The following is a 25,812-nucleotide window of genomic DNA, read 5'->3' on the forward strand; positions in this document are numbered from 1 at the left end:
AATAGTTTTAACAATGAAAAAAATATTACTTCTTTTTATTTTATTGATAACTCAAATGGCCTATTCACAGTCAGACTGTGTCACAGCGATCCCTATCTGTGGTAACTCTGACATTTCTTATACCCCGTCAGGCCCGGGGAACATCATAGAAATTCTTAATCAACACGGAGGCTGCCTTAGTACCAATGAAAGATATACTGTTTGGTATACCTTCACTGTGTCTACACCTGGTACATTAGCATTTACAATAAAGCCTAATGATCAGAGCGATGATTACGATTTCGCGGTCTATGGCCCAACCACTAACGGCTGCGCTTCTTTACAGGACGCAAATCATGTTTTCATACAGCCAATAAGATGTAACTATAGTGGTACTCCGGGAGATACAGGTCTGGATCTTGCCCTTGCTCCTCCTGCCGTATTCCCAACCAATCCTCCTGGTGCTACAGCTGACATGAACAATGGAAAATGGAGTCCTTATATGAATGTACTGGTAGGTCAGACCTATTATCTGGTTATTGACAACTTCAGCAGATCCGTTAATGGTTTTTCTTTAGAATGGACAGGTACTGCAAGCTTAAGTTCTGCATTTAACGATCCTGTACTTTCCCCTAACCCATTTATCACTCCGGGAATTCCGGGAGCTAATCCTAATGATCCAAGCCAGGTGATGGTTTGTTCATTACCTACTCAGTTTGATTTCACAACACTCACAGCATCTATTATTAACGGTAACAGTTCCAACTTCTCCGTTACTTATCACAAAACAACCAACGATGCCCTTACAGGCGCCAACCCTCTTACAGTAACTACTGTAGACGGAACAACAACATACTATTACCGAATTGTATACCACGATCCAAGCAATCCGAATAATCCTATCAACGGATGCTTCATTACCGGGAAGTTCAAGTTTGTCAATGCTGGCATCACAGCCAATTCAGCCACTTTATACTCCTGTAATAACAATGGAGCCGGTACCGCAAAATACAATTTAACAACAGCCAATATATTCGGAGGCTCCGGAGCAACAATTAAGTATTATACTTCGGTTGCCGATATGAACGCAGATATCAATGAAATTACTGATCCTGCCAACTACGTTTCTGCCGAAACAACCATATATGCAAAAGTTGTTTCCAACTTCGGTTGTATTGCAACTACTACAATCAGATTGTTATTCTATCCAACGGTTGTATTGAAAGATGCTGTACTTCAAAACTGTTATATTGAAAACGATGTTACCCGTTCAACATTTGATCTTTCCAAAGCTGATATCGGGGTAGCTGTTCCAACTCCTACAGGAACTATTATTAAATATTATACCTCGATAGCTGATGCTAAAGCTCAGACAAATCCTATTGTAGAAGCATTAAATTATCTTTCAGAAAGCAAAACAGTATATGTAAGAGTAGACAATGACAAACAATGTTATTCAATAGCCAAGATTGAACTGGTGGTATTGCCTCCGGTAAAATCAGCTGTACTAAAAGACAAAACGATTTGTGCAGAAGCCAAAACCACTCTGGATGCAGGACCTGGATTTGTAAGCTATGAATGGAGCACAGGTGAAACTACACAAGCTATCAGCAACGTGGGAGTTGGTGTTTATTGGGTAAAACTTCAGACCGGGAAATGTTTCACACTTCAGGAAGTACGTGTGCACCCAAGCCTTCAGCCGGTAATTTCAGGAATAGAAATTACCAACAACAATATCACTGTAACAGCTACAGGTGGAGTTCCTCCTTACAAGTATTCTGTAGATGGTGTTACATGGCAGGATTCCAATATATTCACAGGACTTCCGAGAGGTGAAAATACAATATATGTAAAGGATACTTACAACTGTACTCCTATTCAGGTGACTGTGACGGTTCCTAACCTTATCAACGCCATTACACCAAACGGAGATAATGTAAATGATGTTATCGACTACTCTGCATTAGCCTACAAGAAGAACCTTGTCTTCATCGTGTATGATAGATATGGGAACAAGCTTCATGAAGCCAACAAAATGAGAAACTTTACCTGGGACGGAACAGCCTTCGGTAAGAAAATTTCAACCGGAACTTACTGGTACACGATCTCATGGAATGAAAATGATAAAAACAATACCGAAACCAAATATTCAGGATGGGTATTGGTAAAAAACAGAGAATAAGCTCTCCTAAATCTATTTTATAAAATCACCTCAGACTGAGGTGATTTTTTTATCAACAGATTCAACCTCCTGTTTACAGCATTTTCCGAAAGACTGCTAATAATTTGTTGAATACTATTTTTTAATTATTTTTTAAATAAACTATCTTTGCACCATGGCGCAGAAAGAAACATTATCATCCCTGACACACGGAAACTTTGCAAAAGAATTGTCTATTGCGGATGGAAAAATGCCTCCCAATGCAGTGGACTTTGAAAGACTTGTTATCGGAACTTTTTTGATTGACAAAAAAGGTCTTGACCATTCCATTGACCTCCTTACTCCGGAGGTATTTTATGACCCCAGACATCAGGTCATCTTTTCTACTATCCTGAAGCTTTATGAAGGAAACCACCCGGTAGACCTAATGACGATTATTCAGGATTTAAAAAAAGAAGACAAACTGAGTCAGGCAGGTGGAGATCATTACATCATTGACCTTACGATGGGAGTAAGCTCATCTGCTCATATTGAATACCATGTACGCGTTATTCTTGAAAAATATATTTTAAGAAGCCTTATCAACGTTTCTGCCAACGTTATCGATTCTTCCTACAAAGAATCAACAGATGTTTTTGAACTTCTGGACAAGGCAGAGCAGTCTTTCTTCGAGATCACCAACGGAACGATTAAGAAGGGATTTGACACTGCCAATTCATTGGTAAAGCAGGCTATCGATACCATTAAATCTTTAAAAGATAAGCAGGGGCTTTCAGGAGTTCCATCAGGTTTCAGAGATGTGGATAAGGAAACCGGTGGATGGCAGAACTCTGACCTCATCATTATTGCAGCCCGTCCGGCGATGGGTAAAACGGCATTTCTTCTTTCCATGGCAAGAAATATTGCTGTAGGCCACAAAATCCCTATGGCGCTGTTCTCTCTCGAGATGGCCTCCGTACAGCTTATCACCAGAATGATTGCTTCGGAAACAAGAATCTCCTCAGAGAAATTAAGAAAAGGAACACTGGATGATGAGGAATGGCAAAGACTGTTCTCCAACGTATCTGAGCTGGAAAACGCTCCTTTATATATTGATGAAACTCCTTCTCTTTCGATATTTGATTTCCGTGCGAAATGCCGAAGACTGGTAATGCAGCATGGCGTAAGACTTATCATGGTCGACTACCTTCAGCTGATGACTGCCGGCGGTGGCGGTAAAGGAGTCGGAAACCGTGAACAGGAAATCTCCATGATTTCACGTTCATTAAAAGCGATTGCAAAAGAACTTAACGTACCTGTGATTGCTCTTTCCCAGCTTTCAAGAAGTGTGGAAGCCCGTCCGGGGAAAAGACCTCAGCTCTCAGATTTGAGGGAATCCGGAGCGATTGAGCAGGATGCGGATATTGTATCTTTTATCTTCAGACCGGAATATTATAAAATTTCTGTTTGGGATAATGATGAAGAAGGACAGGAAACTTCTACTGAAAACCAGGCTGAGCTTATTATTGCAAAGCACAGAAATGGTGCTACGGCAGATGTCAGATTATCATTCTTAAAACATTTTGCAAAATTCGGTGATATAGAAGCTGCATTTGATGGCGGTGCAGGAGGAGGATATCCTTCCAATTTCGGGGAGCCAAGCGGATTTGACAGGATCAAAACTACGATTCAGCCAGGAGCAGCATTTGACCTTCCGGACAGTTCTAAACTTTCCGGGTCATCAATGAATGATTTTGATGATGATGATGATTTTCCGTTTTAAGTAATAACTCTTATTAACATGAAAATACAAACCTCAAGATTAAAACCGATAACAATCAAATCTATAAGAGATTATATTTTAGATAACGAAGTTGGAGTTGATAAAGTAATTATTTTAAACAAATATAATTTTGATGATATTATTCTTGAACATTTAGAGTTCTATAAATCTAGCGCAACATTTCCTTACAAAATTATTGGGGTACTTATAGAAGAAGATCCTTTTGAAAAAGTATCATTAAACAGTATTGGAGTCATTAATGATTATGATTACGACTTTAATTATAATGAAGACTCTGAAAATTTTAACTATTATTAAACTTGAAAATCGAAATTTATACGGACGGCGCTTGCAGCGGAAACCCCGGGAAAGGCGGATATGGAATTCTCATGCGCGTTCCGGAAAAAAATTACCAGAAAACATTTTCAAAAGGTTTTCGAAAAACCACCAACAACAGAATGGAACTTCTGGCTGTTATTACTGCATTGGAAAAACTGAAATCTACAGAAAACGACATCCACATTTACACCGACAGCAAATACGTATCTGATGCGATCAACCAAAACTGGATTGCAGGTTGGATTAAAAGAGGATGGAAAAATGTAAAAAATCCGGATCTCTGGAAAAAATTTGTTGAACTTTACAATAAGCACAACCCTAAAATGCATTGGATAAAAGGCCATGCCGGGCACTTTGAAAACGAACTTTGCGATAAATTAGCAGTTGCAGCTGCCAATTCTTCTGACCTCGAAATTGATACTTATTTTGAGAGTCTGGATAATAATTCCTTATTTTAATTAATTAATTAATACAAATACGTAATCACTACTATAATATTAACCATTATATCATAATAAGCGATAAATTTTTAAAAAATTATTAAAATTTTAGCAAAATTAACATTAAATACATATTAATTGATTGGGATTTAATATCTTTACATATTAAAATAAGTCCCATTATAAATGAATAAAAATCTATTATTGTATTTATCTGTTTTTTTACTCTGTATAGCCGGGAAGTCCTTTGCCCAGACTTATCAGCTTGTCGGAAACCCGGTAACAACTACCGGCTGGACAATGATTTCTCCCACCCAGGTAAACACAGATTTTATTCAGCTTACTCCGGATACCAACAACCAATCCGGCTCTATCAGGCTGAATGATCCTATCAATCTAAAATATTGCGATAAATGGAGAGTGGAATTTGATTTCAGAATGGATTCCAACCAAACTTCCAACGGAGATGGAATTGCCTTCTGGTATCTTACCAATCCGCCTGTTGCCAGCGTATTAGGTTCCGGTCTTGGTGTTTCCCAGAATGCAGTTGGCCTTATCGTAGGGCTGGACACTTATAACAATACCACTACAGCTACAATGAGTAAAGTACATGTAGCTTACGGGCAGGTTCAAAATACAACAGATACCAATAACGTTGAATTCTTCAATGTTCCCGGAAGCTCCTTTCACTCACCGGATTTAAATACGACACAGCCTTTTCAGGGAACTACCTTTAAACACGTTGAAGTAACGGCACAGGTAGATCCTGCTGCTCCAACCAGCTGGATTATAAAAATAACAATAGATGGTAATATAATATGTAATCAGTCTTTTGCCCCTTCCGGAACGGCTGCTGCAATGACAGTGGGATATTTTGGATTTTCAGCATCTACAGGAGCTGCAAGATCAAGACATTCCATTAAAAATGCAAAAATTTATACGGATAAAGTTCCTATTTTACAGAATTCAGCAACCCAGTCGTTCTGCCCCAATCCCACTACAGGATATGGCTCCGTAAACCTGACTTCTTTCAATTCGCAGTTTGTCAGCAATCCTTCCAATTATACATTCACTTACTATCCTTTTGGAAGCTCAACGCCTATCGCGAACCCTGCCAATTATCAGTTTAATGCCAACACCACCGTTACCGTTGTTGTTAAAGATAACGCAGGACTGCTCTGTGATAACCCGGATGGGAAAATATTACTGGTTCTTGCCCCTTTCAAAGCTGAAGACAAAACGATTACGGCATGTAATAACAACAAAGCCGGAACCGCTACATTCAACCTGAATACCGCGAATGTCACGGATGTTCCCGGCGTCATTAAAAAATATTATAAAACGCTGGCTGACCTCAATGCTGACAGTAATGAGATTCAAAATCCAACCAATTATATATCTGCACCGGGAGTTGTTTATGTAAAAGTAACAACACCTCAGGGATGTACAGGCACAGCAAAAATCACACTGGCATTTTACCCTGACACCCCTGTGAAAGAGGCTACCCTGAGATCATGTTTCATTGAAAATAATATTAACAGTGCTATTTTTAATCTGACTACTGCAGATGTTACCACTTTGGGAACAGGAGCTGCAAAAAAATATTATACTTCAATAGCAAATGCTTTAGACGGGACCAATGAGATCATGAATCCTCTTCAGTATTTATCAACAAGCACAGCCGTGTATGCAAAAGTAACAGATGCCAACGGATGCTTTAATATTGCTAAAATCAACCTTATCGTATTACCTCCTGTAACATCCTCTGTTCTGAAAGACAAAATCATTTGTATTGGTGAAAAGACTGACCTGGATGCAGGTCCCGGATTCGATGGTTATGAATGGAGCACCGGAGAAACAACCTCATCTATTAAGGATGTAGGCGTTGGGCCTTATTGGGTAAAGCTTAAAACCGGCAACTGTATTACCACACAGATTGTCAATGTAAAAGCATCTGCAAACCCTGTGATCTCCAGCATCAATATTGACAACAACACAATCACTGTAAATGTAGCGGGCGGAACCCCTCCTTATCAGTTTTCTGTGGATGGAGTTAACTGGCAGACCAGCAATATATTCACAGGTCTCGCAAGAGGAGAGGTAAGAGTTTATGTAAAAGATGTTTATGACTGTACACCTGTTGAAGTTCAGATTACAGTACCTAACCTTATCAATGCCATCACGCCAAACGGAGATAATGTAAATGACTTTATTGACTACTCAGCACTTGCCTATAAGAAAAACCTGCTGTTCATTGTTTATGACAGATATGGCAACAAACTTTATGAGGCTGGAAAAATGAGAAACTTCACATGGGACGGAACTGCTTCCGGTAAAAAAGTCCTCACAGGAACTTACTGGTACACCATCTCATGGAATGAAAACAACAAAGACAATACTGAAACCAAATACTCAGGCTGGGTATTGGTAAAAAACAGAGAATAAAATTTACTATTTGAAACTACCTCCTTTGGGGTAGTTTCGGTATTAAAGGAGACTTTATCCTATCCGAAATTGAAACCATACATTACGTTCGTAATTAATATAAACATAAAAGAAACAATTTATAACCAAGAACAAATAACATCATAATCCATCCACTATGAAAAAAGATATACTCATTTTATTTTTGGCTATCTTACTCTGTCTTCCGGGAAGATTATTTTCACAAACCTATCAATTAACAGGAAACCCTGTAAATACAACGGGCTGGGATCTGGTCTCTGACGCTGTGGTAAGCGGAGACTTTGTAAGACTTACGAGTGATCAGACCAGCAGATACGGGGCTATAAAACTATCCACTCCAATCACCCTGAGCTACTGTGATAAATGGAAAGTGGAATTCGATTTCAGAATTGATGGGAACGGAACCGCACAGTTTGGAAGAGGAGACGGCTTTACTTTCTGGTACCTTGCCAATCCGCCAACAGGATTCGTCTCAGGAGGAGGATTGGGTATTCCAGCCAATGCCTCAGGACTGATGGTTGGTTTTGATATCTTCAACAATACAACTGAAGGGCAGATGAGTAAAGTTCATATTCTTTACGGCACCAACAATACAGCAGGTAATAATATCGAATACAACACGACTCCGGGAAGCACTTTTCACTCACCGGATCTTATTGCTACCAATCCATTTGTAGGAGATACTTACAGACATGTTGAAGTAAACGGAGAAACAGATCTTACCAATCCTACCAACTGGATTATCAAAGTAAGAATAAATGGTGCTCTTATTGTAGATCAGTCTTTTGCTCCTTCCGGAGGCGCTGTGGGAATGTCACAGGGATATTTCGGTTTCTCTGCAGCAACGGGAGGCGCCAGCGCAAGACATTCCATTAAAAATGTTAAAGTTTTTGTGGATAAAGTTCCTATCTTAAGCAATACCGTAACACCGTTCGTATGTACCAATCCAGCTACCGGAAATGGGGTTGTAGATCTTACTTCTTACAATTCTCAATTTGTAAATAATCCCGGCAACTATATTTTCACTTATTATTTACTGGGAAGCTCTACTCCTATTGCCAATCCTACAAGCTTTCAGTATTCGGGAAATACTACAATCAAAGTAGTAATCAAAGATCCAACTTCTACTCTTTGTGATAACGGCGACGGAGTCATCCAGCTAAATCCTACTCCATTTGCAGCAACAGATGCCAGTCTTACCGGATGTAACAACAACAATGCAGGGACAGCAACCTTTGACCTTAACACTGCTGCCGTAACCACTGTTGCAGGAGTTACCAAGGAATTCTATCCTACTCTATATGATCTGAATAATGGAACGAACCAGATTACCAATCCTTCTGCTTACGCATCAGCAGCAGCAACAATATACGTAAAGGTAACCACTCCTCAGGGTTGTGTAAGTACAGCTAAAATTACATTGAATATTTACCCTGTTGTGGTTGTCAATGATATTGAAATCAAATCGTGTTTTATTGAAAGCAATCCGTCTATGGCATCCTTTAATCTCGTAGGAGCCGTCGTTTCACAGGGTGGGCTCACAAAAGAATATTACCCTTCATTGATTGATGCTATCAGTGGAACTAATGCCATCTCTACTCCGGCAGCATACATTGCGCCTAATGGAGTTGCCTATATTAAAGTATTCAGTGCAAACGGCTGCTATTCTATTGCTAAAGTTACGTTAACCGTAATACCACCTGTTTATTCAAGAACTTTACTTGACAAAACAATTTGTATAGAAAACACAACCACTTTAGATGCAGGCGCAGGCTTCAAAAGCTACGAATGGAGCACAGGAGCTACTACGCAGTCTATCAAGAATGTAGGAGTAGGCACTTATTGGGTAAAACTTAAAACGGGCGATTGTATAGCGACACAAAAAGTAACGGTATATCCTTCCGATAATCCGGTTATTACTACGATTGATATTGCAGGAAGCACTGTAACGGTATATGCCAATGGCGGAACTCCTCCGTACCAGTATTCAATGGATAATATCAACTGGCAGGACTCCAATGTCTTCACCAATATTGCAAGAGGAGAAGCAAAAGTATATGTAAGAGATGGTTATAACTGTGTCCCTGTTGAAGTCAATATCACAGTACCTAATCTGATCAATGTAATTACGCCAAATGATGACGGCAAGAATGATTTTATTGATTATTCAGCGCTTGCCAATAAACAGAATCTGGAAATAGCAATTTTCGACAGATATGGTTACAAAATGTTTCAGGCAGATAAAACCAATGGTTACAAATGGACAGGAACCACTAACGGAAGCAAAAAAGTTCCTACAGGAAATTACTGGTATTCTATTTCATGGAACGAAAATAATAAAAACAGTACTCCGATAAAATTCTCAGGCTGGATAGTTGTAAAGAACAGAGAATAATTACACTTTCCAACACATCAAAAGAATCACTCCGCTGGCCGGGGTGATTTTTTGCATTAACGGAGAGGAGATATTTCATTTTAAAGACTCTTTATTCATATTCAATTCTTAAATTTGTCCTATGAATTATTTGGAAGCTTTAAGCAGAAGATATTCTGTAAAAAAATTCAATCATCAGATTATTCCTCAGGAAACTCTTCACAACATTCTTGAGTCAGGAAAGCTGTCTGCCAGTTCTTTGGGACTTCAGCCCTACAAGATTATCGTTGTTGAGAGTGAGGAGATGAAACAGAAACTGATTCCAGCCTTCTATAATCCATCACAGATTTCCACCTGTTCTCATCTTATTGCTATTATTTCAAAGAAAACGATTGAAGAGAATTATATCCGTGGTTATTTTAATCATATTTCTGAAGTACGGGATACTCCCATTGAAAAACTGGATCCCTTCAGAAACAGCATTAATCAGCACATCAACCAGAAAACACATGATGAAATTTTCAACTGGGCAGAAAAGCAGTCCTATATAGTATTGGCCAATCTTATGTATGCCGCTGCTATTGAAAATATAGACTCATGTCCCATGGAAGGCTTCCGTCAGGATCTTATAGAAGAAATCCTGGATATCAATCCTGAAACAGAAAAAGTAACCGTTACCCTCGCTTTAGGCTACCGTTCTGACGAAGACCATTTCCAGCACATGAAAAAAGTAAGAAAACCAAACGAAAAATTGTTTAAATTTATTTAATATTTTAAACGATTGTACCTAAAGCCAGCATATGATAAAAGCGGATGTATTAGTAATCGGTTCCGGCATTTCCGGACTTTCCTATGCCATTAAAGTTTCTGAACAGCTCCCTGATGCCAAAATCATTATTGTAACCAAGTCTGATGAGGACGAAAGCAACACCAAATATGCACAGGGCGGTCTCGCTGTCGTTACAGATTTTCAGAATGACAATTTCCAGAAGCATATTGATGATACGATGCGTGCCGGAGACGGAGAAAACAAACGCGATGTCGTAGAAATGGTAGTAAGAGAAGCTCCGGCGAGGTTTAATGAAATTGTTGAATGGGGAGCTCAGTTTGATATGAAGAATGGTAAATTCGCTTTAGGAAGAGAAGGAGGCCATACTGAAAACAGAATCGTCCATCATAAAGATATCACAGGTTTTGAAATCGAAAGAGCTCTTTTGGAAACAGCCAATAACAGCCCGAATATTGAAATTTTGGATCATCACTATGTTATTGACATCATTACACAGCACCATGTTCCGGGAAAAGAACTTAATGAAGGTGACATCCACTGTTATGGCGCTTACATTCTGGATGAAAAATCCAAAACCATCAAAAAAATTACTTCGAAAATAACACTGGTAGCCACAGGAGGCGCCGGACATGTTTATAAAAATACTACCAATCCTACGATTGCAACAGGAGATGGAATTGCCTTTGTAGCTCGTGCCAAAGGAAAAGTTTCCAATATGCAGTACTACCAGTTCCATCCAACAGCTTTATACAGCAAAATGGATGGAATGCTGTTTTTAATTTCAGAAGCAGTACGTGGAGACGGAGCCAAATTAAGAACCAAAAAGGGTGAAAAGTTCATGCATAAATATGATGAACGTGAAGAATTGGCATCCAGAGATATTGTAGCAAGAGCCATCGACGCTGAAATGAAAATTACCGGAGATGAATTTGTTGGCCTGGATTGCAAGGAAATGAACCATGAAAAATTCTTAGAACATTTCCCCAATATTTATAAAAAATGCAAAGACGAAGGAATTGATCCTTTTACTCAGCTGATTCCTGTTGTGCCTGCCTGCCACTATCTGATGGGAGGCATTGAAGTAGACAGGGACGGGCAGTCTTCCATCAGAAACCTTTTCGCCGTAGGAGAATGTACCAACTCAGGACTTCATGGTGCCAACAGACTTGCTTCAAATTCACTTCTTGAAGGCTTGGTTTTCGGCCACAATGCTGCCATGAAAACCGTAGATCTTCTGAATGAAAACAACTTCAACTTCGATGATCTGAAAGCCGTTCCTGAATGGGATGAAGAAGGAATGAAAATTATGGATGAAATGGTCATTATCAGCTATCTGAGAAAACAGCTTCAGGAAATGATGAGCGACCTGGTAGGTATTGTAAGGAGTAACCGCCGTTTGAATATGGCTCTGCAAAAACACCAGGAGATTGCCGCTGCCGTTGATGAAATATACCACTACTCTATTCTTTCCCCGCAATTGTCAGAATTAAGAAACTTAACAACCGTTGCGCACCTCATCATTACCCAATCTATGGAAATGACAGAGAATAAGGGAGCGTTTTATAATAAAGATTTGGTTTAATTTTAATTAGACAAGTGAAAACCCTGAATCTAAATATTCTTACAACAGTCAATATCTTATTCTATTCAAGAATGATACTTTCATTGACTTGTGCTTTAGTATTATTAAATTTTTGGAAGCAAGATAGAAAAATTGATACTTTTTCAAATATAGCCATCCTTGCAGGAATAATACTTTTGGGAGTTTTCTTTGGATTATATGGAGTCACATTATTAAAAAAGATTATTGTTCCCAGATCCAAATACCCTTTGGTTTTAAATCTGTTATGCAATATAAAAGGGTTAGGAAAACCAGACTATTATGGGAGCTTAAAATTCGATTTAAACAATATAATTAAAGATAATAGGCTGCGCTTAACTTTATATTATATCAATAATCCCCAATACCCAGTTTTAACATTCAATAGAGAAAAAATCACTTACTACACTCAAGAATATAATTGGGATAATTTTAAATGGAACTATAAAATCATACCACAAGGACGAAACGGAAAAGAGGTATTGGAGTTTCAAAGCATTAATCAAAACAATGTACAAATAAAAGACAATATAGATTTTGAAAAAATAGATGCAAAGGAAAATGAAGTTCTTTTGCTCTTCATTATTCACGATTTATTATTCGGAAAAAGATCTTCCTTTTATTACTAAAATCAAAATTATGAAAAGACCAAGCTACGTTACAGATAAAGCATTAAAGACATTTATAAAAAATGCCCTTGAAGAAGATATTCAGGATGGAGACCACTCTACCCTGTCTACCATTCCACAGGATCTTGTACAAAGTGCAAAGCTTTTGGTAAAACAGGACTGTATTCTTGCAGGTGTTGAACTGGCAGAAATCATTTTCCACACTTTTGACAAAAACCTAAAAGTTGAAGTTTTTATTAAAGACGGAACTCCTTGTAAAGTCGGGGATGTAGCTCTTATTGTAACCGGAAGTGCAAGATCTATCCTTTCCACTGAAAGGTTTGTTCTTAACTGCATGCAGAGAATGAGCGGTATTGCGACTCTTACCCACGATTGGGACTCCAGATTGGTAGGTACAAAAACTAAACTTTTAGATACAAGAAAAACGACTCCCAACTTCAGAATGTGTGAAAAATGGGCAGTGGCTATTGGCGGAGGAACCAATCACCGGTATGGCCTTTATGATATGATCATGCTGAAGGACAATCACATCGATTATAACGGAAGCATTACTAATGCAGTAGCTATGGCGAAAGACTATGTTAAAAAGAATAAGAAAAAGTTAAAAATAGAGGTTGAAACGAGGAATCTTGAAGAAGTTCAGGAAGCCATCAACGCTAAGGTTGACAGAATTATGCTTGATAATATGGATGTGAAAACCATGAAAGAAGCTGTAAAAATGATCAACGGCTCCTGTGAGTCTGAAGCTTCAGGTGGAATTACCCGTGATATGCTGAAAGATATTGCTGCAACAGGCGTTACTTACATCTCCGTAGGAGCCCTTACACACTCTGCAGAGAATATAGATTTGAGTCTCAAAGCAGTGAAATAGCGTTGAATTTTTAACAAAAAGACCCCCATTTTGTTAAAAATTCAATAACATGACTTTTTTCATACAAAAATTCAATTTTTAGCCATAATGCTGATTTTTAACACCTTAACATTATTAAGACTGATTAAAAATTAACATTGAGTTAATAATAGTTAAATTTAATTTTGCGAATTTTGCAGAAAATTAAATCTAATTATTACTAACGATTATGAAATTAATCAACAAATCAATACTAACTGCGGTAATTACATTATCTACAGCTAGTGTTTATTACGCTCAACAAGTTCAGGACACAGTACAAACTAAGTCCAAAGATATTGAAGAGGTAATCTTAAGAGGTGTTACGGATATCGCTAAAGATAGAAAGACACCTGTTGCTGCATCTACCATTAAAGCAGCACAACTTGCAGAAAGATTAGGTAACCAGGAATTACCTGAGATTTTGAACACTACTCCATCTGTTTATGCTACAAAATCCGGAGGTGGTTTTGGTGATGGAGGTCTTACAATCAGAGGTTTCGAATCAAGAAACATCGCTGTAATGGTAAACGGTATGCCTGTAAATGATATGGAAGGTGGTACTGTTTATTTCTCAAACTGGACGGGATTATCTGATGTTACAAGTACACTACAGGTTCAGAGAGGTTTAGGTTCATCTAAATTAGCTATTGCTTCTGTAGGAGGAACAGTAAACTTCCTTACCCGCTCTGCAGATATGAAAAAAGGAGGGGTAATCAGATTAGGTGTTGGAAATAATGATTATTTAAAAACTTCATTTTCTTATAATACAGGAAAATCTAAAGATGGAGTTTCTGCATCATTCTTAATGAGCAGACAAGCCGGAGGTACTTATATTGAAAATACAGATTATGAATCTTATGCATATTTCTTTGCATTAGGTTATGAAATCAATAAAAAACATAACTTACAGTTTACCATAACTTCTGCTCCTCAGTGGCACGATCAAAGAACTTTTGCTCCAACAATTCAAAATTACATCAACTATAACCCTGAATATGATGGAAAAAGTCCTTACAGAAGATATAACTCTGACTTCGGATATTATACTGATGCTTCAGGAAACAAAGTTGCTTTAGCAAACAGATCTAACTATTATTCTAAGCCGGTAATGATGTTAAACTGGGATTGGACGATGAGTGAGAAGTCTAAGTTAAGTACAGTTTTATACATGTCAAATGGTAGAGGTGGTGGAACAGGTGATTTAGGTAAAGTAGGAGGAAAAGGAATGACTGATTTCTATGATACAGCTGGTCACTTTAACTATGATGCTATTTTCGCGGCTAATGCAGCTGTTAACTTAAATACTGCAGGTGCTGGAAGTACTCTAATTCGTAGATCAAGTATCAACTCTCACAACTGGTATGGTATCTTGGCAAACTTCCAACATAAAATCAATGACAACTGGAATTTCTCAGTAGGAACAGATGATAGATATTACTATGGTTACCACTATCAGGTTGTTAGTGACCTTTATGGAGCAGCAGGATATAAAGACAAAGCGAACCAAAATTTAGCTCCAAGAATCGTAAGCAATACTTATGATTATAAAAAGCTTAGCTGGAATCCTTTTGGAGGTAAATTAGCTCCATCTGAAGACCAGATTGGATATAGCAATGACGGAGAAGTTCTTTGGTACAGTGGATTTGCGCAAGTAGAGTATACTAAAGATAACTTATCTGCATTCTTACAAGGTTCCGTATCTAACCAAGGTTACCAGAGAATTGATAACTTCGTAGTAGACGGAAGCACAGTAAAAGGTCAGACAATAAACACTAAAACTGGATTTAAAAATATTTTCGGATACAATATTAAAGGGGGGGCTAACTATAACATTAATGAACAACATAATGTTTTTGCTAATTTAGGTTATTATAGCAAGCAGCCATTCCTTAACACTGTTTACCCAAGTAACCAACAGCTTATTAACCCTTATCTAACTAATGAGAAAATTTCTTCTGCTGAAGTTGGATATGGATTCAGATCTGCAAAATTCACTGCAAATGTTAACGTATATAGAACACAGTGGAAAGACAGATGGTTAAGAAAAACAGGTCAGACTTTCACTTTAGCAGACGGTTCAACTACTACAGGTTATTCTGAAATCAATGGTATTACCGAAATTCACCAGGGAGTAGAATTTGATGGAGTATACAGACCTAACCGTTTCTTGGAAGTTCAGGGGATGTTCTCTTGGGGAGATTACTATTATAAAGGAAATGCTAGTGTAGCTTCTTTCGATGATAACAACAACCCTATTACTTTAGCTGGTTCAGCAGGTAACGAACTATACTTGGATAAAGTAAAAGTAGGAGGTTCAAGCAATAACAGTATTCCTCAGATGACAGCATCATTAGGTCTTACAGTAAAACCGGTAAAAGATCTTAATATCTTCGGAACCTGGAGATATGTGGGTAAACTTTATTCTACTATTGATGCTGGAACATTTACTAACGTTTCTGCACAAGATAGAGGAGTATTGAAATTACCTGACTTCAACTTATTCGATATAGGTTTCTCCTACAAAATCAGATTGCAAAACGAAGCTCAGTATTTCACAATCGGAGCTAACGTTTACAACCTATTTGATACTGTATATATTTCTGATTCTGCTACAAGTGTATTTGCTGATGATAAACCAAAATATCTGGCTGATGGAAAAACACTTAATTCTCAAAATCAGACTTACGAACAACTTGGTATGATGTACAAAGGTCTAGCAACCGGTAACCGTGCTTATTTCGGTTTCGGAACTACCTGGGCAGCAACATTATCATTCAACTTCTAATAATATAACAATATTAGATTTTCTCAATATCAATCCCGGCTTTGAGCCGGGATTTTTGTTATCTTTGTGTACAAAAAAATAGGATTATGGATTTTTACAACATTTTACATAATGCCCACAAAGGATTCGGGTATCTTGAGATTCTTTTGGTAACATTATTTATCATTGCACTTTTAGCTACCATGTTTGGTTTCAGTGGAAAAGTGAACAAGTTTTTGAAGAAAACGACTCTTTTTACAATGATTTTCTTCCATGTTCAGTTTTTATTGGGAATCATTATGCTGATCACCACTTTCAGCAAGGGATTAAATATGGGAGAAGTAATGAAAAATGCAGCATTGAGATTCCAATATGTTGAACATCCATTCTCTATGCTTATTGCTGCGGTTTTGATGACCATTGTCAACAAAAAAGTAAAATCCAACGATACTATTTCTTTAGGAGTAGTTATTATGGGACTGATTGCAGTAGGTTTATTTGCATTCGCATTCCCTTGGACAAGAGTCTTTGGGGCTTAAAAAGATAAAGAAATTATATGCATTATAATTTATAAATAGTTTAATCTTAAATTTTTAATTAAATCAATGAAAGTAGCTGTAGTAGGTTCAACAGGAATGGTTGGACAAGTCATGCTTAAAGTTTTGGAGGAGAGAAACTTCCCTGTAACAGAATTAATTCCGGTAGCATCCGAAAAATCTGTAGGCAAGAAGGTGAAGTATAAACAGAAGGAATTTACGATTGTAAGCATGAAGGACGCTATAGCTGCCAAACCGGATATTGCCATCTTCTCTGCAGGAGGTTCTACTTCCCTTGAATTCGCTCCTCTGTTTGCAGAAGCAGGAACAACAGTAATTGATAATTCTTCTGCTTGGAGAATGGATCCTGATAAAAAATTAGTCGTTCCTGAGATCAATGCTGATGTTTTAACAAAAGAAGATAAAATCATCGCCAATCCGAATTGTTCTACCATCCAATTGGTAATGGTTCTTGGGCCATTGAACAAGAAATATGATTTAAAAAGAGTAATCGTTTCTACGTATCAGTCTGTAACAGGAACAGGTAAAGCTGCTGTAGACCAATTAAACGGTGAGATTAGTGGAAATGAATCTACTGAAAAAGTATACCCTTATGAGATCTTCAAAAATGCATTGCCACACTGTGATGTATTTGCTGATGATGATTACACGAAAGAAGAGATCAAACTGATGAAAGAGCCTAAGAAAATTTTAGGAGATGATACTTTCAACCTGACAGCAACTGCTGTAAGAGTTCCTGTTCAGGGAGGACACTCAGAAAGCGTAAACATCGAATTCGAAAATGAATTTGAACTGGATGAAGTAAGAAAAATCTTATCTGAAACACCTGGTGTAATTGTAATGGACGATGTAAAAAACAACCACTACCCTATGCCTCTGTACTCAGAAGGAAAAGACGAAGTTTTCGTGGGAAGAATAAGAAGGGATTTATCACAGCCGAAAACGCTCAACCTCTGGATCGTAGCAGACAACCTGAGGAAAGGAGCGGCAACAAACGCTGTACAAATCGCAGAGTACCTTGTAGCAAACAACTTAGTATAAACTAACAAAATAAAAAAGAGTCTCAGAATTGAGATTCTTTTTTTTTATCAAACACATTTATGAATACCCAGAAAAATGCCCATCAGGAGAAAATAGGATTTCAAAAGCTCATTGCCATATTTGGAATCATCCTTTTCGTCGGAAAAATTATTGCATGGAAGCTTACCAGTTCTGATGCGGTCTTTTCCGATGCCATGGAAAGTATCGTCAATGTCATTAGTGCGTTCATGGGACTTTATTCATTGCACCTTGCCGCCAAACCCAAAGATGAAGACCATCCGTACGGCCATGGAAAGGTAGAATTTGTAACATCCGGTATTGAAGGTGCCCTTATCGCTATTGCCGGTGTTATGATCATTTATGAAGGAGTTCATAGCCTTATTGTGGGAAAAACGCTAAGCAAGATTGATCTCGGAATCTGGATTATTGCAGGAACCGCGGTTGTGAATTATCTTCTGGGATATATCTCCATAAAAAAAGGAGAAAGAGAAAATTCTCTGGTTCTTATTTCATCCGGAAAGCATCTTCAGTCCGATACCATTACAACGCTTGGTGTGGTTGCCAGTTTAGTGATTGTTTATTTCACTAAAATCTATTGGCTGGATTCCGCAGTAGCACTAAGTTTTGGGCTTTATATCATATTTGTAGGCTATAAAATCGTACGAAAGTCATTAAGCGGTATTATGGACGAGCAAGATCCTGAAATATTAAATCAGATCATTAAAATCCTCGAAGAAAACAGACATACAGAATGGATTGACGTACACAATATGAAAATACAGCAGTTCGGTTCTTCTTTGCATATTGATGCTCATATTACCCTTCCCTGGTATTATGACCTGCGTGATGCACATAGTGAAATGGAAAACGTCATTCTACTTCTTGCCGGAAATATAAAACGCAGTATTGAGTTCAATTTCCATATGGATGACTGCAAACCAATCTCATGCCCGATCTGCCAGATCAAAGAATGTCCTGTCCGGGAAAAAGATTTCATTAAACGCGTCGAATGGACTCCGGAAAATGTAACCAGTGTGGATAAGCACACAGCAACTAAAGGTGAGTAAGAAATAAATCGGTCTGGTTCAGCTTTCTTTACTAACCATTTGTTTCCTGTAATAGAACATCGGTACAATGAGAAGTATGATTAACGGCTGGATTACGAATCGCCTCATATAAAAAGAAAAAAGATACCCTACTTCAAATCTGTCATGAATACAATACAGATAAATAGGCAATGTAATGGCAAAAACAACAGTCATCATTATTGCTCCCTGTATTGTCCATCCCTTATTTTTAAATAAACCGTAAATAATCAGACAGGAAAAAAATAAGTTTAAAATAAATCTGAAAACATGTCCGGCAATCAGTTTGCCCCATTCAAATGCAGGAAAATCAATATTCTTATTAGCTTCATGAAAGTAATCAAGGAAAGGATCATAAAAAATAGTTCCTTCCAGGATTCTTACACCTATCAAACCGCAGATCCCTGCGATAACCAGAAGCCAGTTAAGAATTTTCATGTTTTAAAGCAAAAAATTTAATCCAGATCAGCCAAAGAACAACAACACTCCCATAAATAACAGCAGGAAAAACAAAATCATGGAATATTTTTCCATACTCTTTATGATCGGTCATCACGATATTTAATCCCATAATTCTCAAGAGATTCATAATATACAGGATAACCAATCCTGCACCCACAAAAACAAAAGTCTTTATCCCTTTATAAAAAGCAAACACAAAAGACACAAACAAGATGATGACAGAAACAGCATTACACCCTTCCACCATTCTTGTCGCATAATTTTGCTTAACATAAAACCAAACCTGTTCGTTTTTTACATCATCATAGATTTCTGTAGGATATCCTATGGCGTTCTGCAGGGAAGTCACCTGATTGGCAATCATCCTTGAAAACAAATCCAGCCCGGAATCTTTCCCACTGTTCAGATAAAACTGATAAGCGAAAAGCAACACCAGATAAATAACAATAAAGCGCAATAAAATACCTAAAACAGGTTTAAAGTCTTTCAGCATAATGCAAAGATAAAAATTAGCATGTAATATCCTGAATCTGAATCAGGAAACTTAAGAATAATAGAATAAAGTCTACAATTATGGAGTTAAAAGGAAAAATTCCCGCTATAACATTCAGTAAAAGTAGTATCCTACAGATTTATTATAAGAGGCTTCCGGTTTGATATTCAATTCTTTAAACTATAATTTCCAACTCATGTTAATTTAGTATATTTGTTTCCATATTATGACTTCTGAAAACGCAAAACGATTTTTTGAGAACCAGTTAGGTAAAAAATCTTCTGAATTCGTCACATTAGCTCAAAGCGGCTCTGCGAGGGTAAATTTCCTGGCCACTGCCGGTACAGAAAAATACATCATTACGTACAATGAAAATATTCCGGAAAATGAAAGTTTTCTTTACTATTCTGAAGTATTTTCGGGCCTGAATCTTAATACTCCTTCTATTCTTGCCGTTTCAGAAGACCGGAAGATGTATATCCAGGAATTTTTAGGACAGCATACGCTTTCTGAAGTGATTGCAAAAGAACAGTTGTCCCCCGCTGTAAGATCTTTGGTGCAGCAAACGTTAGAAAAGCTTTACCAACTGCAGATCCAGACTCAGGGGAAAATTGATTTTTCAAAAACCTTTGAGTATGAATGTTATGATGAACTTCCCGTGATTCATGATCTTTATTATTTTAAAAACTTTGTAGCAGATTTTCTGGAGCTTGAATACAATAAGTCATCTCTTTTGAAAGAATTCAAAAAAATAGCAGTCCTTATTGAGAATCTTGAACCTAAAGGAATTATGATCCGTGATTTCCAGGCAAGAAATATCATGGTCAATGAACAGAATGAAGTCTCTTTTATAGATTATCAGTCGGCAATGAAAGGACCATTAATGTACGATGTGATCTCTTTCCTTTTTCAGGCCAAAGCCAATTTTCCTGAAGATTTCAAACAGGAAATGCTGGATTTTTATATTGAACAGTTTGATGATCCCGCAACAAGAATTCAGTTGAAAAATGCAGTGATGCCTATTCAGATGATGAGATTTCTACAAGTTTTAGGTGCTTACGGATTCAGAGGTTTGATACAGAGGAAACAGCATTTTATGGCCAGCCTGGAAAAAGGAATCCGGAATATTATACAGTTTTCAAATTCCTGGGAACACATGAAGGATTATCCTGAACTGACTAAGGTTATTCAGCAATTGGCATCGGAAAAGGCACAACAAAAAATTGAAGAAATTATAAATTCGAACCAATAAGAAGCTTTAAGTTATTAAGGACTTATTGGTCTAAAAAAATTAAAAACATATAAATGCTACACATCGAGATACACAGTTTTTCTTACAAAAAAGGAGGAATTCCCAAAGATAATTCCGGAAATGGAGGAGGTTTTGCCTTTGACTGCCGTGGAATTTTAAATCCGGGAAGAATTGAAGAATATAAAAGCCAGACCGGAAATGATATAGGAGTTCAGGAGTATCTGGAAACAAAAACCGAAATGCCAAAGTTTCTGGAACTCGTAAAATCTCTTGTTTCAATTAATATCGACAATTATTTAGAAAGAGGCTTTGAGCATCTGCAGATCAATTTCGGGTGTACCGGCGGACAGCACAGATCGGTATACTGCGCAATAAAAATCGCTGAATTTATCAAAGAAAAATATCCTGAAGGTACTGAAATCACTCTTCAACATGATGAACAGCCACAACTGAATATTAGTAATCAGTAATGAGCAATAAGTAATTTTCTTATTACAGCTATTCATTACTCATTATTCATCACTCATTACTTACACTATTATGAAAGCTCTAATTTTCGCAGCAGGGAAAGGTACCAGACTTAAACCGTTTACCAACCATCATCCTAAAGCACTGGCAAAAGTAAATGAAGTTCCGCTTCTGGAAAGAAATATCAATTATCTGAAAAGTTTCGGAATAACGGATTTTGTGATCAACATCCATCACTTTGGAGATCAGATTGTTGATTTTTTAAATAAAAATAATAATTTCGGATGTAAGATCGAAATTTCGGATGAAACCAACGAACTTCTTGAGACCGGTGGCGGCTTGATTTTTGCAAGAAAATTTCTTGATCACGGAGAAGATTTTTTAATCATGAATGCTGATATTCTGACTGACCTGAATATCAATACTTTGGTAGAATACCACAAAAAGATAAAAGATTTTGCTACTTTAGCGGTTTCGGACAGAGAAAGTTCGAGAAAACTCCTTTTCAATGATGATATGGTATTAAGAGGCTGGCTGAATGTCCAAACCGGAGAACAAAGGCTTGCAGAATTCAACAAAGGCTTTAAAGCACTAGCTTTCAGCGGCATCCATTGTATCAATCCTATCATCTTTGAAAAAATAAAAAGAACAGGCAAATTTTCTGTTATGGAAGAATATCTGGATCTGATGCAGACCGAGCATATACATGGCTTTGTGCATGACAGTATTCTTATTGATGTCGGAAGACCTTCATCCATAATAGAAGCCGAAAAACATTTTAAATAAATTTTGCAATGGAAATTGATGGAACCAGAGATGAAAGTTTGGTAAATCCAGAACTTGATATTAACGAAACAAAACTACACAATAGCTTCAGACAAAAAACATGGGATGAAACGATCACTAAAGACAGCTGGATGGTCTTTAAGGTCATGGCTGAATTTGTAGACGGTTATGAAAAACTGGCTAAAATTGGTCCGTGCGTTTCAATATTTGGTTCTGCCCGATTGAAGCCGGAGAACAAATATTATGAAATGGCTGTTGATATTGCTGAAAAAATTACCAAACTTGGCTTCGGAATTATTACCGGAGGCGGGCCTGGAATTATGGAAGCAGGAAATAAAGGAGCTTTCAATGCTAAGGGAAAATCTATCGGACTTAATATTGATCTTCCGTTTGAACAGCATTTTAATCCTTATATCAACAAATCCTATTCTATGAATTTCGATTACTTTTTCGTGAGAAAAGTAATGTTTGTAAAATATTCCCAGGGGTTTGTGGTAATGCCCGGAGGTTTCGGGACACTGGATGAACTGACTGAGGCTATGACTCTTATTCAGACCAATAAAATCGGGAAATTCCCGATTGTTCTTGTAGGAAGTGAATTCTGGGGAGGATTGCTGGATTGGTTTAAGGCAACTCTGCTAAAAGAAGGAATGATTGCTGAAGATGATCTGGATCTTTATCGTGTGGTAGATAGTGCTGACGAGGCTGTGGCACATATTAAGGCCTTTTATGATAAATATTCTGTGAATGTAAATTTTTAATTGGCATATTATTTGTGACTTATAACTAACAAGTATGATTGTAAATCTATTAATTAAGATGAAAAAACTTATATATATATCAGGAATTTTAACATTTTTTGTGTTAATGAGTTTTATGTATGTAGACTTTTTCTCTTCAATGACCAAAGTTGACTATATTGATGGAAGCAAGACATTGAAGTTTACCACAAAAATGAATACAAGCCATATCTCTGATGCTATTAAAATAAACCCTAACACGGCTGGATTTGAAGCGGAAGTAAAAAAATATGTGAACAATAATTTTGATGTATTTGTCAATGGGGCTCCTAAAACGATAACCTTCACGGGAAGTCAGGTCAGTGGAGAAACTGTATGGGTGTATTTTGAAACCGGAGGCGTTTCAGATATCAACACCTTAAAGATTAAAAATACGATCCTTTTAAGCGCTTTTCCTAAGCAGATCAACATTGTTAATATCGCCTATAAAGGCAGCCAGAAAACGATGAACTTTCAAAGAGGAAAAGAAGTGAATGAGGTTTCTTTTTAAAATGTAAATTAGATTTAACCATTATAAATGGGTACCCTGGAAAGTTAAATTTTTCAGGGTATTTTTTTTAAATAGGTGAACAATAATTTTAATATATTTCTTAATGGAACTCATAAATGATTACCTTCACAGGAAGTTGCTAACAAAATTCTTACATCAGGAAGTAAAATAATTTTTATTCAATGAAGAGAGAGAATAAGGTTTTATTAATAATCATAATCTGTGGTATAGGCTGGATCATCTATTTTTTAAAGTATAAGGCTATAAGCCCACCAACGGCATTAATACTTAAAAATGCCAAATATACTGTGGGAGAAATTACTTCTGTTTATTATGGTGACAGAGCACATGGAAAGGGAAATGATTTTACATTTAGTTATAAAGAAGGCGTCATTAGAAAAGCACATCAAGACGGAGAATTCATTTATGGACGAAAGTATCTCGTTGCTTATGATTCTGTGAATATTAGAAATGGATATTTGATATTAGACAAATTTGATATTACTGATTCTTTAAATAAATATCACATTTATAAAAATTATGATCATTATGATGTTGGATGGTCATTATCTGAAATACCATTTAAATGTGATAAAAGTGACATTGAGCAAGAAGTAAAGATGCATCTGAGAAGTGAATAAGTCTATAGTTTGATAAACCCAAAATCCTCAAAAATGATAAAAAAGGCTGTCTTCAATTGTGAAGACAGCCTTTTTATTTGGAACTAATCAGTCGTTTTTAATAAAAAAACTAATGTATTACTCAATTTTGATATTATCAATCTGAACATCATACACTCCACCATTTCCGGTTTTGATAGCAAACATATCTTTTCCGGCTGTAGTGTTAATATCTGCAATCCCTGTAAGGGTAAGCTCAACCAATCTCCACTGCCCGTTTGTATTGATAGAACCGTTGTAAGAGTTAGCACTTTCTACTCCTAAAGTAGCTCCGGTAGAGAATGTACCTAAGTTAAATACGTAGAAACCTCCACCTGCTTTATATACGTTGAAAGACAGTGATTTTCCTGTTGCAGTACCTTTGATATACATTGTAATTCTTTTTGGTACAGCTGGTATTCCTGTAGCAGCAACAGATGTAAATACATAATCGTTAGCTGTAGGAGTACCTTTGATCTGAAGTGAATTTGTACCATTATATCCTAAACCAACACCTTGTGTAGCGTAAGGCTTAAGTCCGAAACTGTTTACACTTGATAAGAAAGTTGCCCAGTTTTCAAAATCTGAACCTGCGAAAAGGTTTACAGCAGAAGCAGAAGGAGCATCTGGTTCACCTGGATTGAATCTTGGGTTCGGGAAGTTAATATCATCAAGAGTTCTGATATAAGCCTGATCTGTGAAAATAGTTGCGTTACTTGAACTTGTAAAACGGCTCAAAAGAAGAACGATATCACCACTTTTTTCATATTTAGGAGAGATCGGAGATTTCGCAAAGGTTGCATAGTTACTGAAACGAAGATCCAATCTTCCTGCTTTTTTATCCGTAATATAACGGTCACCTGTAGCTGATTCGTCAGCAAAAGTTTTTGTCAGTTCCGGTTCTTCAAACTGAACGTTTTTAATTTTTACAAGCTGATTGATGTGAGCACCATTTTTAAGAGCATCAGCAATAGAATTAAACTCTAATGGCTTTATTGCAGTTACTACAGCCTTTTGTCCGTCACAAACTCTTGCCATGTAATTGGATAGTTTATTAGGGTTGATTCTACCGATAGGATAGTTAGGATCAAAAGAACCTACTTTAATATTCCCATTAACCCCCTGAACGATCAATCCTTTCAGGTTGATTCTTACTAAAGATCCTGTAGGATAATCAAGGTACTGATTTCCACCATCAATATCAATCTCGATACCTTGTGTTGGATTCTCAGGTTTATCCTGAAGGAACATCATTTTGTAAATATTCCCTGATTCATCGCTTGAGGAAACATATGCTTCAACGATGTAATCTTCTTTAATGATATCAGCTTCAGTTGGCTTTGCTTTTGCAATAGCAGCAAGGTCCGTTAGTGGGTGATTTGCTGCTGCAAATTTGTTTGTACACTTGATTTCTGGGATCTCATAATCATCAGTTTTTACACATGATGAGAATGACAGCATTGAAATAGCACTAAAGATCGCCGCTTTAAAATATATATTTTTCATTGTTTTCGATTTTTAAT

General features: G+C 37.1%; 23 protein-coding genes. 20 read left to right on the forward strand and 3 right to left on the reverse strand.

Going from position 1 to position 25,812, the window contains the following annotated elements:
- Positions 1-13: 13 nt before the first annotated feature.
- The 14 genes from ACE3RB_RS11615 (at position 14) to ACE3RB_RS11680 (ending at position 18,861) form a co-directional block, all read left to right on the forward strand.
- A complete protein-coding gene (locus ACE3RB_RS11615; RefSeq protein WP_374464363.1) occupies positions 14-2,161 on the forward strand; it encodes a T9SS type B sorting domain-containing protein in 2,148 nt (715 codons plus the stop codon).
- A 154-nt stretch (positions 2,162-2,315) separates the two neighbouring features.
- On the forward strand, positions 2,316-3,902 hold the full coding sequence (gene dnaB / locus ACE3RB_RS11620) for a replicative DNA helicase (protein WP_002982805.1): 1,587 nt from the start codon (positions 2,316-2,318) through the stop codon (positions 3,900-3,902).
- An 18-nt stretch (positions 3,903-3,920) separates the two neighbouring features.
- A complete protein-coding gene (locus tag ACE3RB_RS11625) occupies positions 3,921-4,220 on the forward strand; it encodes a hypothetical protein (protein WP_374464364.1) in 300 nt (99 codons plus the stop codon).
- A gap of 2 nt (positions 4,221-4,222) precedes the next feature.
- Entirely contained in the window at positions 4,223-4,699 is a 477-nt protein-coding gene (rnhA, locus tag ACE3RB_RS11630) for a ribonuclease HI (RefSeq protein WP_374464365.1), read from the forward strand.
- A gap of 168 nt (positions 4,700-4,867) precedes the next feature.
- Entirely contained in the window at positions 4,868-7,126 is a 2,259-nt protein-coding gene (locus tag ACE3RB_RS11635) for a T9SS type B sorting domain-containing protein (RefSeq protein WP_374464366.1), read from the forward strand.
- 157 nt (positions 7,127-7,283) lie between these two features.
- A complete protein-coding gene (locus tag ACE3RB_RS11640; RefSeq protein WP_374464367.1) occupies positions 7,284-9,542 on the forward strand; it encodes a gliding motility-associated C-terminal domain-containing protein in 2,259 nt (752 codons plus the stop codon).
- A 121-nt stretch (positions 9,543-9,663) separates the two neighbouring features.
- On the forward strand, positions 9,664-10,290 hold the full coding sequence (locus ACE3RB_RS11645; protein WP_374464368.1) for an NAD(P)H-dependent oxidoreductase: 627 nt from the start codon (positions 9,664-9,666) through the stop codon (positions 10,288-10,290).
- 31 nt (positions 10,291-10,321) lie between these two features.
- A complete protein-coding gene (gene nadB / locus ACE3RB_RS11650; protein WP_374464369.1) occupies positions 10,322-11,893 on the forward strand; it encodes an L-aspartate oxidase in 1,572 nt (523 codons plus the stop codon).
- 14 nt (positions 11,894-11,907) lie between these two features.
- A complete protein-coding gene (locus tag ACE3RB_RS11655) occupies positions 11,908-12,540 on the forward strand; it encodes a hypothetical protein (protein ID WP_374464370.1) in 633 nt (210 codons plus the stop codon).
- 10 nt (positions 12,541-12,550) lie between these two features.
- A complete protein-coding gene (nadC, locus tag ACE3RB_RS11660; protein ID WP_374464371.1) occupies positions 12,551-13,411 on the forward strand; it encodes a carboxylating nicotinate-nucleotide diphosphorylase in 861 nt (286 codons plus the stop codon).
- A gap of 208 nt (positions 13,412-13,619) precedes the next feature.
- The gene (locus ACE3RB_RS11665; RefSeq protein ID WP_374464372.1) at positions 13,620-16,217 is read left to right on the forward strand and encodes a TonB-dependent receptor; all 2,598 of its coding nucleotides are present in this window, start codon (positions 13,620-13,622) and stop codon (positions 16,215-16,217) included.
- An 86-nt stretch (positions 16,218-16,303) separates the two neighbouring features.
- Complete coding sequence (locus ACE3RB_RS11670) at positions 16,304-16,735, forward strand: hypothetical protein (RefSeq protein WP_374464373.1); 432 nt, start codon at positions 16,304-16,306, stop codon at positions 16,733-16,735.
- 66 nt (positions 16,736-16,801) lie between these two features.
- Positions 16,802-17,794, forward strand: a complete 993-nt coding sequence (locus ACE3RB_RS11675; protein ID WP_374464374.1) for an aspartate-semialdehyde dehydrogenase — start codon at positions 16,802-16,804, stop codon at positions 17,792-17,794.
- A gap of 59 nt (positions 17,795-17,853) precedes the next feature.
- Positions 17,854-18,861, forward strand: coding sequence for a cation diffusion facilitator family transporter (locus ACE3RB_RS11680; RefSeq protein WP_131437252.1), 1,008 nt, complete (start codon positions 17,854-17,856; stop codon positions 18,859-18,861).
- 18 nt (positions 18,862-18,879) lie between these two features.
- Here the strand turns inward: ACE3RB_RS11680 and ACE3RB_RS11685 are convergent, their stop codons facing one another.
- Complete coding sequence (locus ACE3RB_RS11685; protein WP_131437250.1) at positions 18,880-19,317, reverse strand: exosortase F system-associated protein; 438 nt, start codon at positions 19,315-19,317, stop codon at positions 18,880-18,882.
- Positions 19,304-19,834 (reverse strand): exosortase family protein XrtF, encoded by a 531-nt coding sequence (gene xrtF, locus ACE3RB_RS11690; RefSeq protein WP_002982771.1) that lies wholly within the window; start codon positions 19,832-19,834, stop codon positions 19,304-19,306. Before xrtF ends, ACE3RB_RS11685 begins: the two co-directional genes overlap by 14 nt.
- 226 nt (positions 19,835-20,060) lie before the next feature.
- Here xrtF and ACE3RB_RS11695 point away from each other — a divergent pair, with 226 nt between their 5' ends.
- The 6 genes from ACE3RB_RS11695 (at position 20,061) to ACE3RB_RS11720 (ending at position 24,271) form a co-directional block, all read left to right on the forward strand.
- Entirely contained in the window at positions 20,061-21,086 is a 1,026-nt protein-coding gene (locus ACE3RB_RS11695; RefSeq protein ID WP_374464375.1) for an aminoglycoside phosphotransferase family protein, read from the forward strand.
- A 53-nt stretch (positions 21,087-21,139) separates the two neighbouring features.
- A complete protein-coding gene (locus tag ACE3RB_RS11700) occupies positions 21,140-21,556 on the forward strand; it encodes an RNase adapter RapZ (protein ID WP_332388530.1) in 417 nt (138 codons plus the stop codon).
- A gap of 70 nt (positions 21,557-21,626) precedes the next feature.
- Positions 21,627-22,340 (forward strand): NDP-sugar synthase, encoded by a 714-nt coding sequence (locus ACE3RB_RS11705; RefSeq protein WP_374464376.1) that lies wholly within the window; start codon positions 21,627-21,629, stop codon positions 22,338-22,340.
- A gap of 8 nt (positions 22,341-22,348) precedes the next feature.
- On the forward strand, positions 22,349-23,101 hold the full coding sequence (locus ACE3RB_RS11710) for a TIGR00730 family Rossman fold protein (protein ID WP_185146574.1): 753 nt from the start codon (positions 22,349-22,351) through the stop codon (positions 23,099-23,101).
- A gap of 58 nt (positions 23,102-23,159) precedes the next feature.
- On the forward strand, positions 23,160-23,630 hold the full coding sequence (locus ACE3RB_RS11715; RefSeq protein WP_374464377.1) for a DUF6702 family protein: 471 nt from the start codon (positions 23,160-23,162) through the stop codon (positions 23,628-23,630).
- 182 nt (positions 23,631-23,812) lie between these two features.
- Positions 23,813-24,271 (forward strand): hypothetical protein, encoded by a 459-nt coding sequence (locus tag ACE3RB_RS11720; protein WP_374464378.1) that lies wholly within the window; start codon positions 23,813-23,815, stop codon positions 24,269-24,271.
- 117 nt (positions 24,272-24,388) lie between these two features.
- Here the strand turns inward: ACE3RB_RS11720 and ACE3RB_RS11725 are convergent, their stop codons facing one another.
- Positions 24,389-25,795 (reverse strand): DUF5689 domain-containing protein, encoded by a 1,407-nt coding sequence (locus ACE3RB_RS11725; protein WP_374464379.1) that lies wholly within the window; start codon positions 25,793-25,795, stop codon positions 24,389-24,391.
- Positions 25,796-25,812 lie beyond the last annotated feature (17 nt).

The sequence above is a fragment of the Chryseobacterium sp. genome (assembly GCF_041914225.1).
GTDB lineage: Bacteria > Bacteroidota > Bacteroidia > Flavobacteriales > Weeksellaceae > Chryseobacterium.

Coding starts and splice junctions, on each gene's coding strand:
- ACE3RB_RS11665 (WP_374464372.1), top strand. CDS start 13,620: ATGAAATTAATCAACAAATCAATACTAACTGCGGTAATTACATTATCT.
- ACE3RB_RS11700 (WP_332388530.1), top strand. CDS start 21,140: ATGCTACACATCGAGATACACAGTTTTTCTTACAAAAAAGGAGGAATT.
- nadB (WP_374464369.1), top strand. CDS start 10,322: ATGATAAAAGCGGATGTATTAGTAATCGGTTCCGGCATTTCCGGACTT.
- ACE3RB_RS11680 (WP_131437252.1), top strand. CDS start 17,854: ATGAATACCCAGAAAAATGCCCATCAGGAGAAAATAGGATTTCAAAAG.
- ACE3RB_RS11715 (WP_374464377.1), top strand. CDS start 23,160: ATGAAAAAACTTATATATATATCAGGAATTTTAACATTTTTTGTGTTA.
- ACE3RB_RS11635 (WP_374464366.1), top strand. CDS start 4,868: ATGAATAAAAATCTATTATTGTATTTATCTGTTTTTTTACTCTGTATA.
- ACE3RB_RS11640 (WP_374464367.1), top strand. CDS start 7,284: ATGAAAAAAGATATACTCATTTTATTTTTGGCTATCTTACTCTGTCTT.
- ACE3RB_RS11720 (WP_374464378.1), top strand. CDS start 23,813: ATGAAGAGAGAGAATAAGGTTTTATTAATAATCATAATCTGTGGTATA.
- ACE3RB_RS11705 (WP_374464376.1), top strand. CDS start 21,627: ATGAAAGCTCTAATTTTCGCAGCAGGGAAAGGTACCAGACTTAAACCG.
- xrtF (WP_002982771.1), bottom strand. CDS start 19,834: ATGCTGAAAGACTTTAAACCTGTTTTAGGTATTTTATTGCGCTTTATT.
- ACE3RB_RS11710 (WP_185146574.1), top strand. CDS start 22,349: ATGGAAATTGATGGAACCAGAGATGAAAGTTTGGTAAATCCAGAACTT.
- dnaB (WP_002982805.1), top strand. CDS start 2,316: ATGGCGCAGAAAGAAACATTATCATCCCTGACACACGGAAACTTTGCA.
- ACE3RB_RS11615 (WP_374464363.1), top strand. CDS start 14: ATGAAAAAAATATTACTTCTTTTTATTTTATTGATAACTCAAATGGCC.
- ACE3RB_RS11675 (WP_374464374.1), top strand. CDS start 16,802: ATGAAAGTAGCTGTAGTAGGTTCAACAGGAATGGTTGGACAAGTCATG.
- ACE3RB_RS11725 (WP_374464379.1), bottom strand. CDS start 25,795: ATGAAAAATATATATTTTAAAGCGGCGATCTTTAGTGCTATTTCAATG.
- ACE3RB_RS11625 (WP_374464364.1), top strand. CDS start 3,921: ATGAAAATACAAACCTCAAGATTAAAACCGATAACAATCAAATCTATA.
- ACE3RB_RS11645 (WP_374464368.1), top strand. CDS start 9,664: ATGAATTATTTGGAAGCTTTAAGCAGAAGATATTCTGTAAAAAAATTC.
- nadC (WP_374464371.1), top strand. CDS start 12,551: ATGAAAAGACCAAGCTACGTTACAGATAAAGCATTAAAGACATTTATA.
- ACE3RB_RS11670 (WP_374464373.1), top strand. CDS start 16,304: ATGGATTTTTACAACATTTTACATAATGCCCACAAAGGATTCGGGTAT.
- ACE3RB_RS11695 (WP_374464375.1), top strand. CDS start 20,061: ATGACTTCTGAAAACGCAAAACGATTTTTTGAGAACCAGTTAGGTAAA.
- ACE3RB_RS11685 (WP_131437250.1), bottom strand. CDS start 19,317: ATGAAAATTCTTAACTGGCTTCTGGTTATCGCAGGGATCTGCGGTTTG.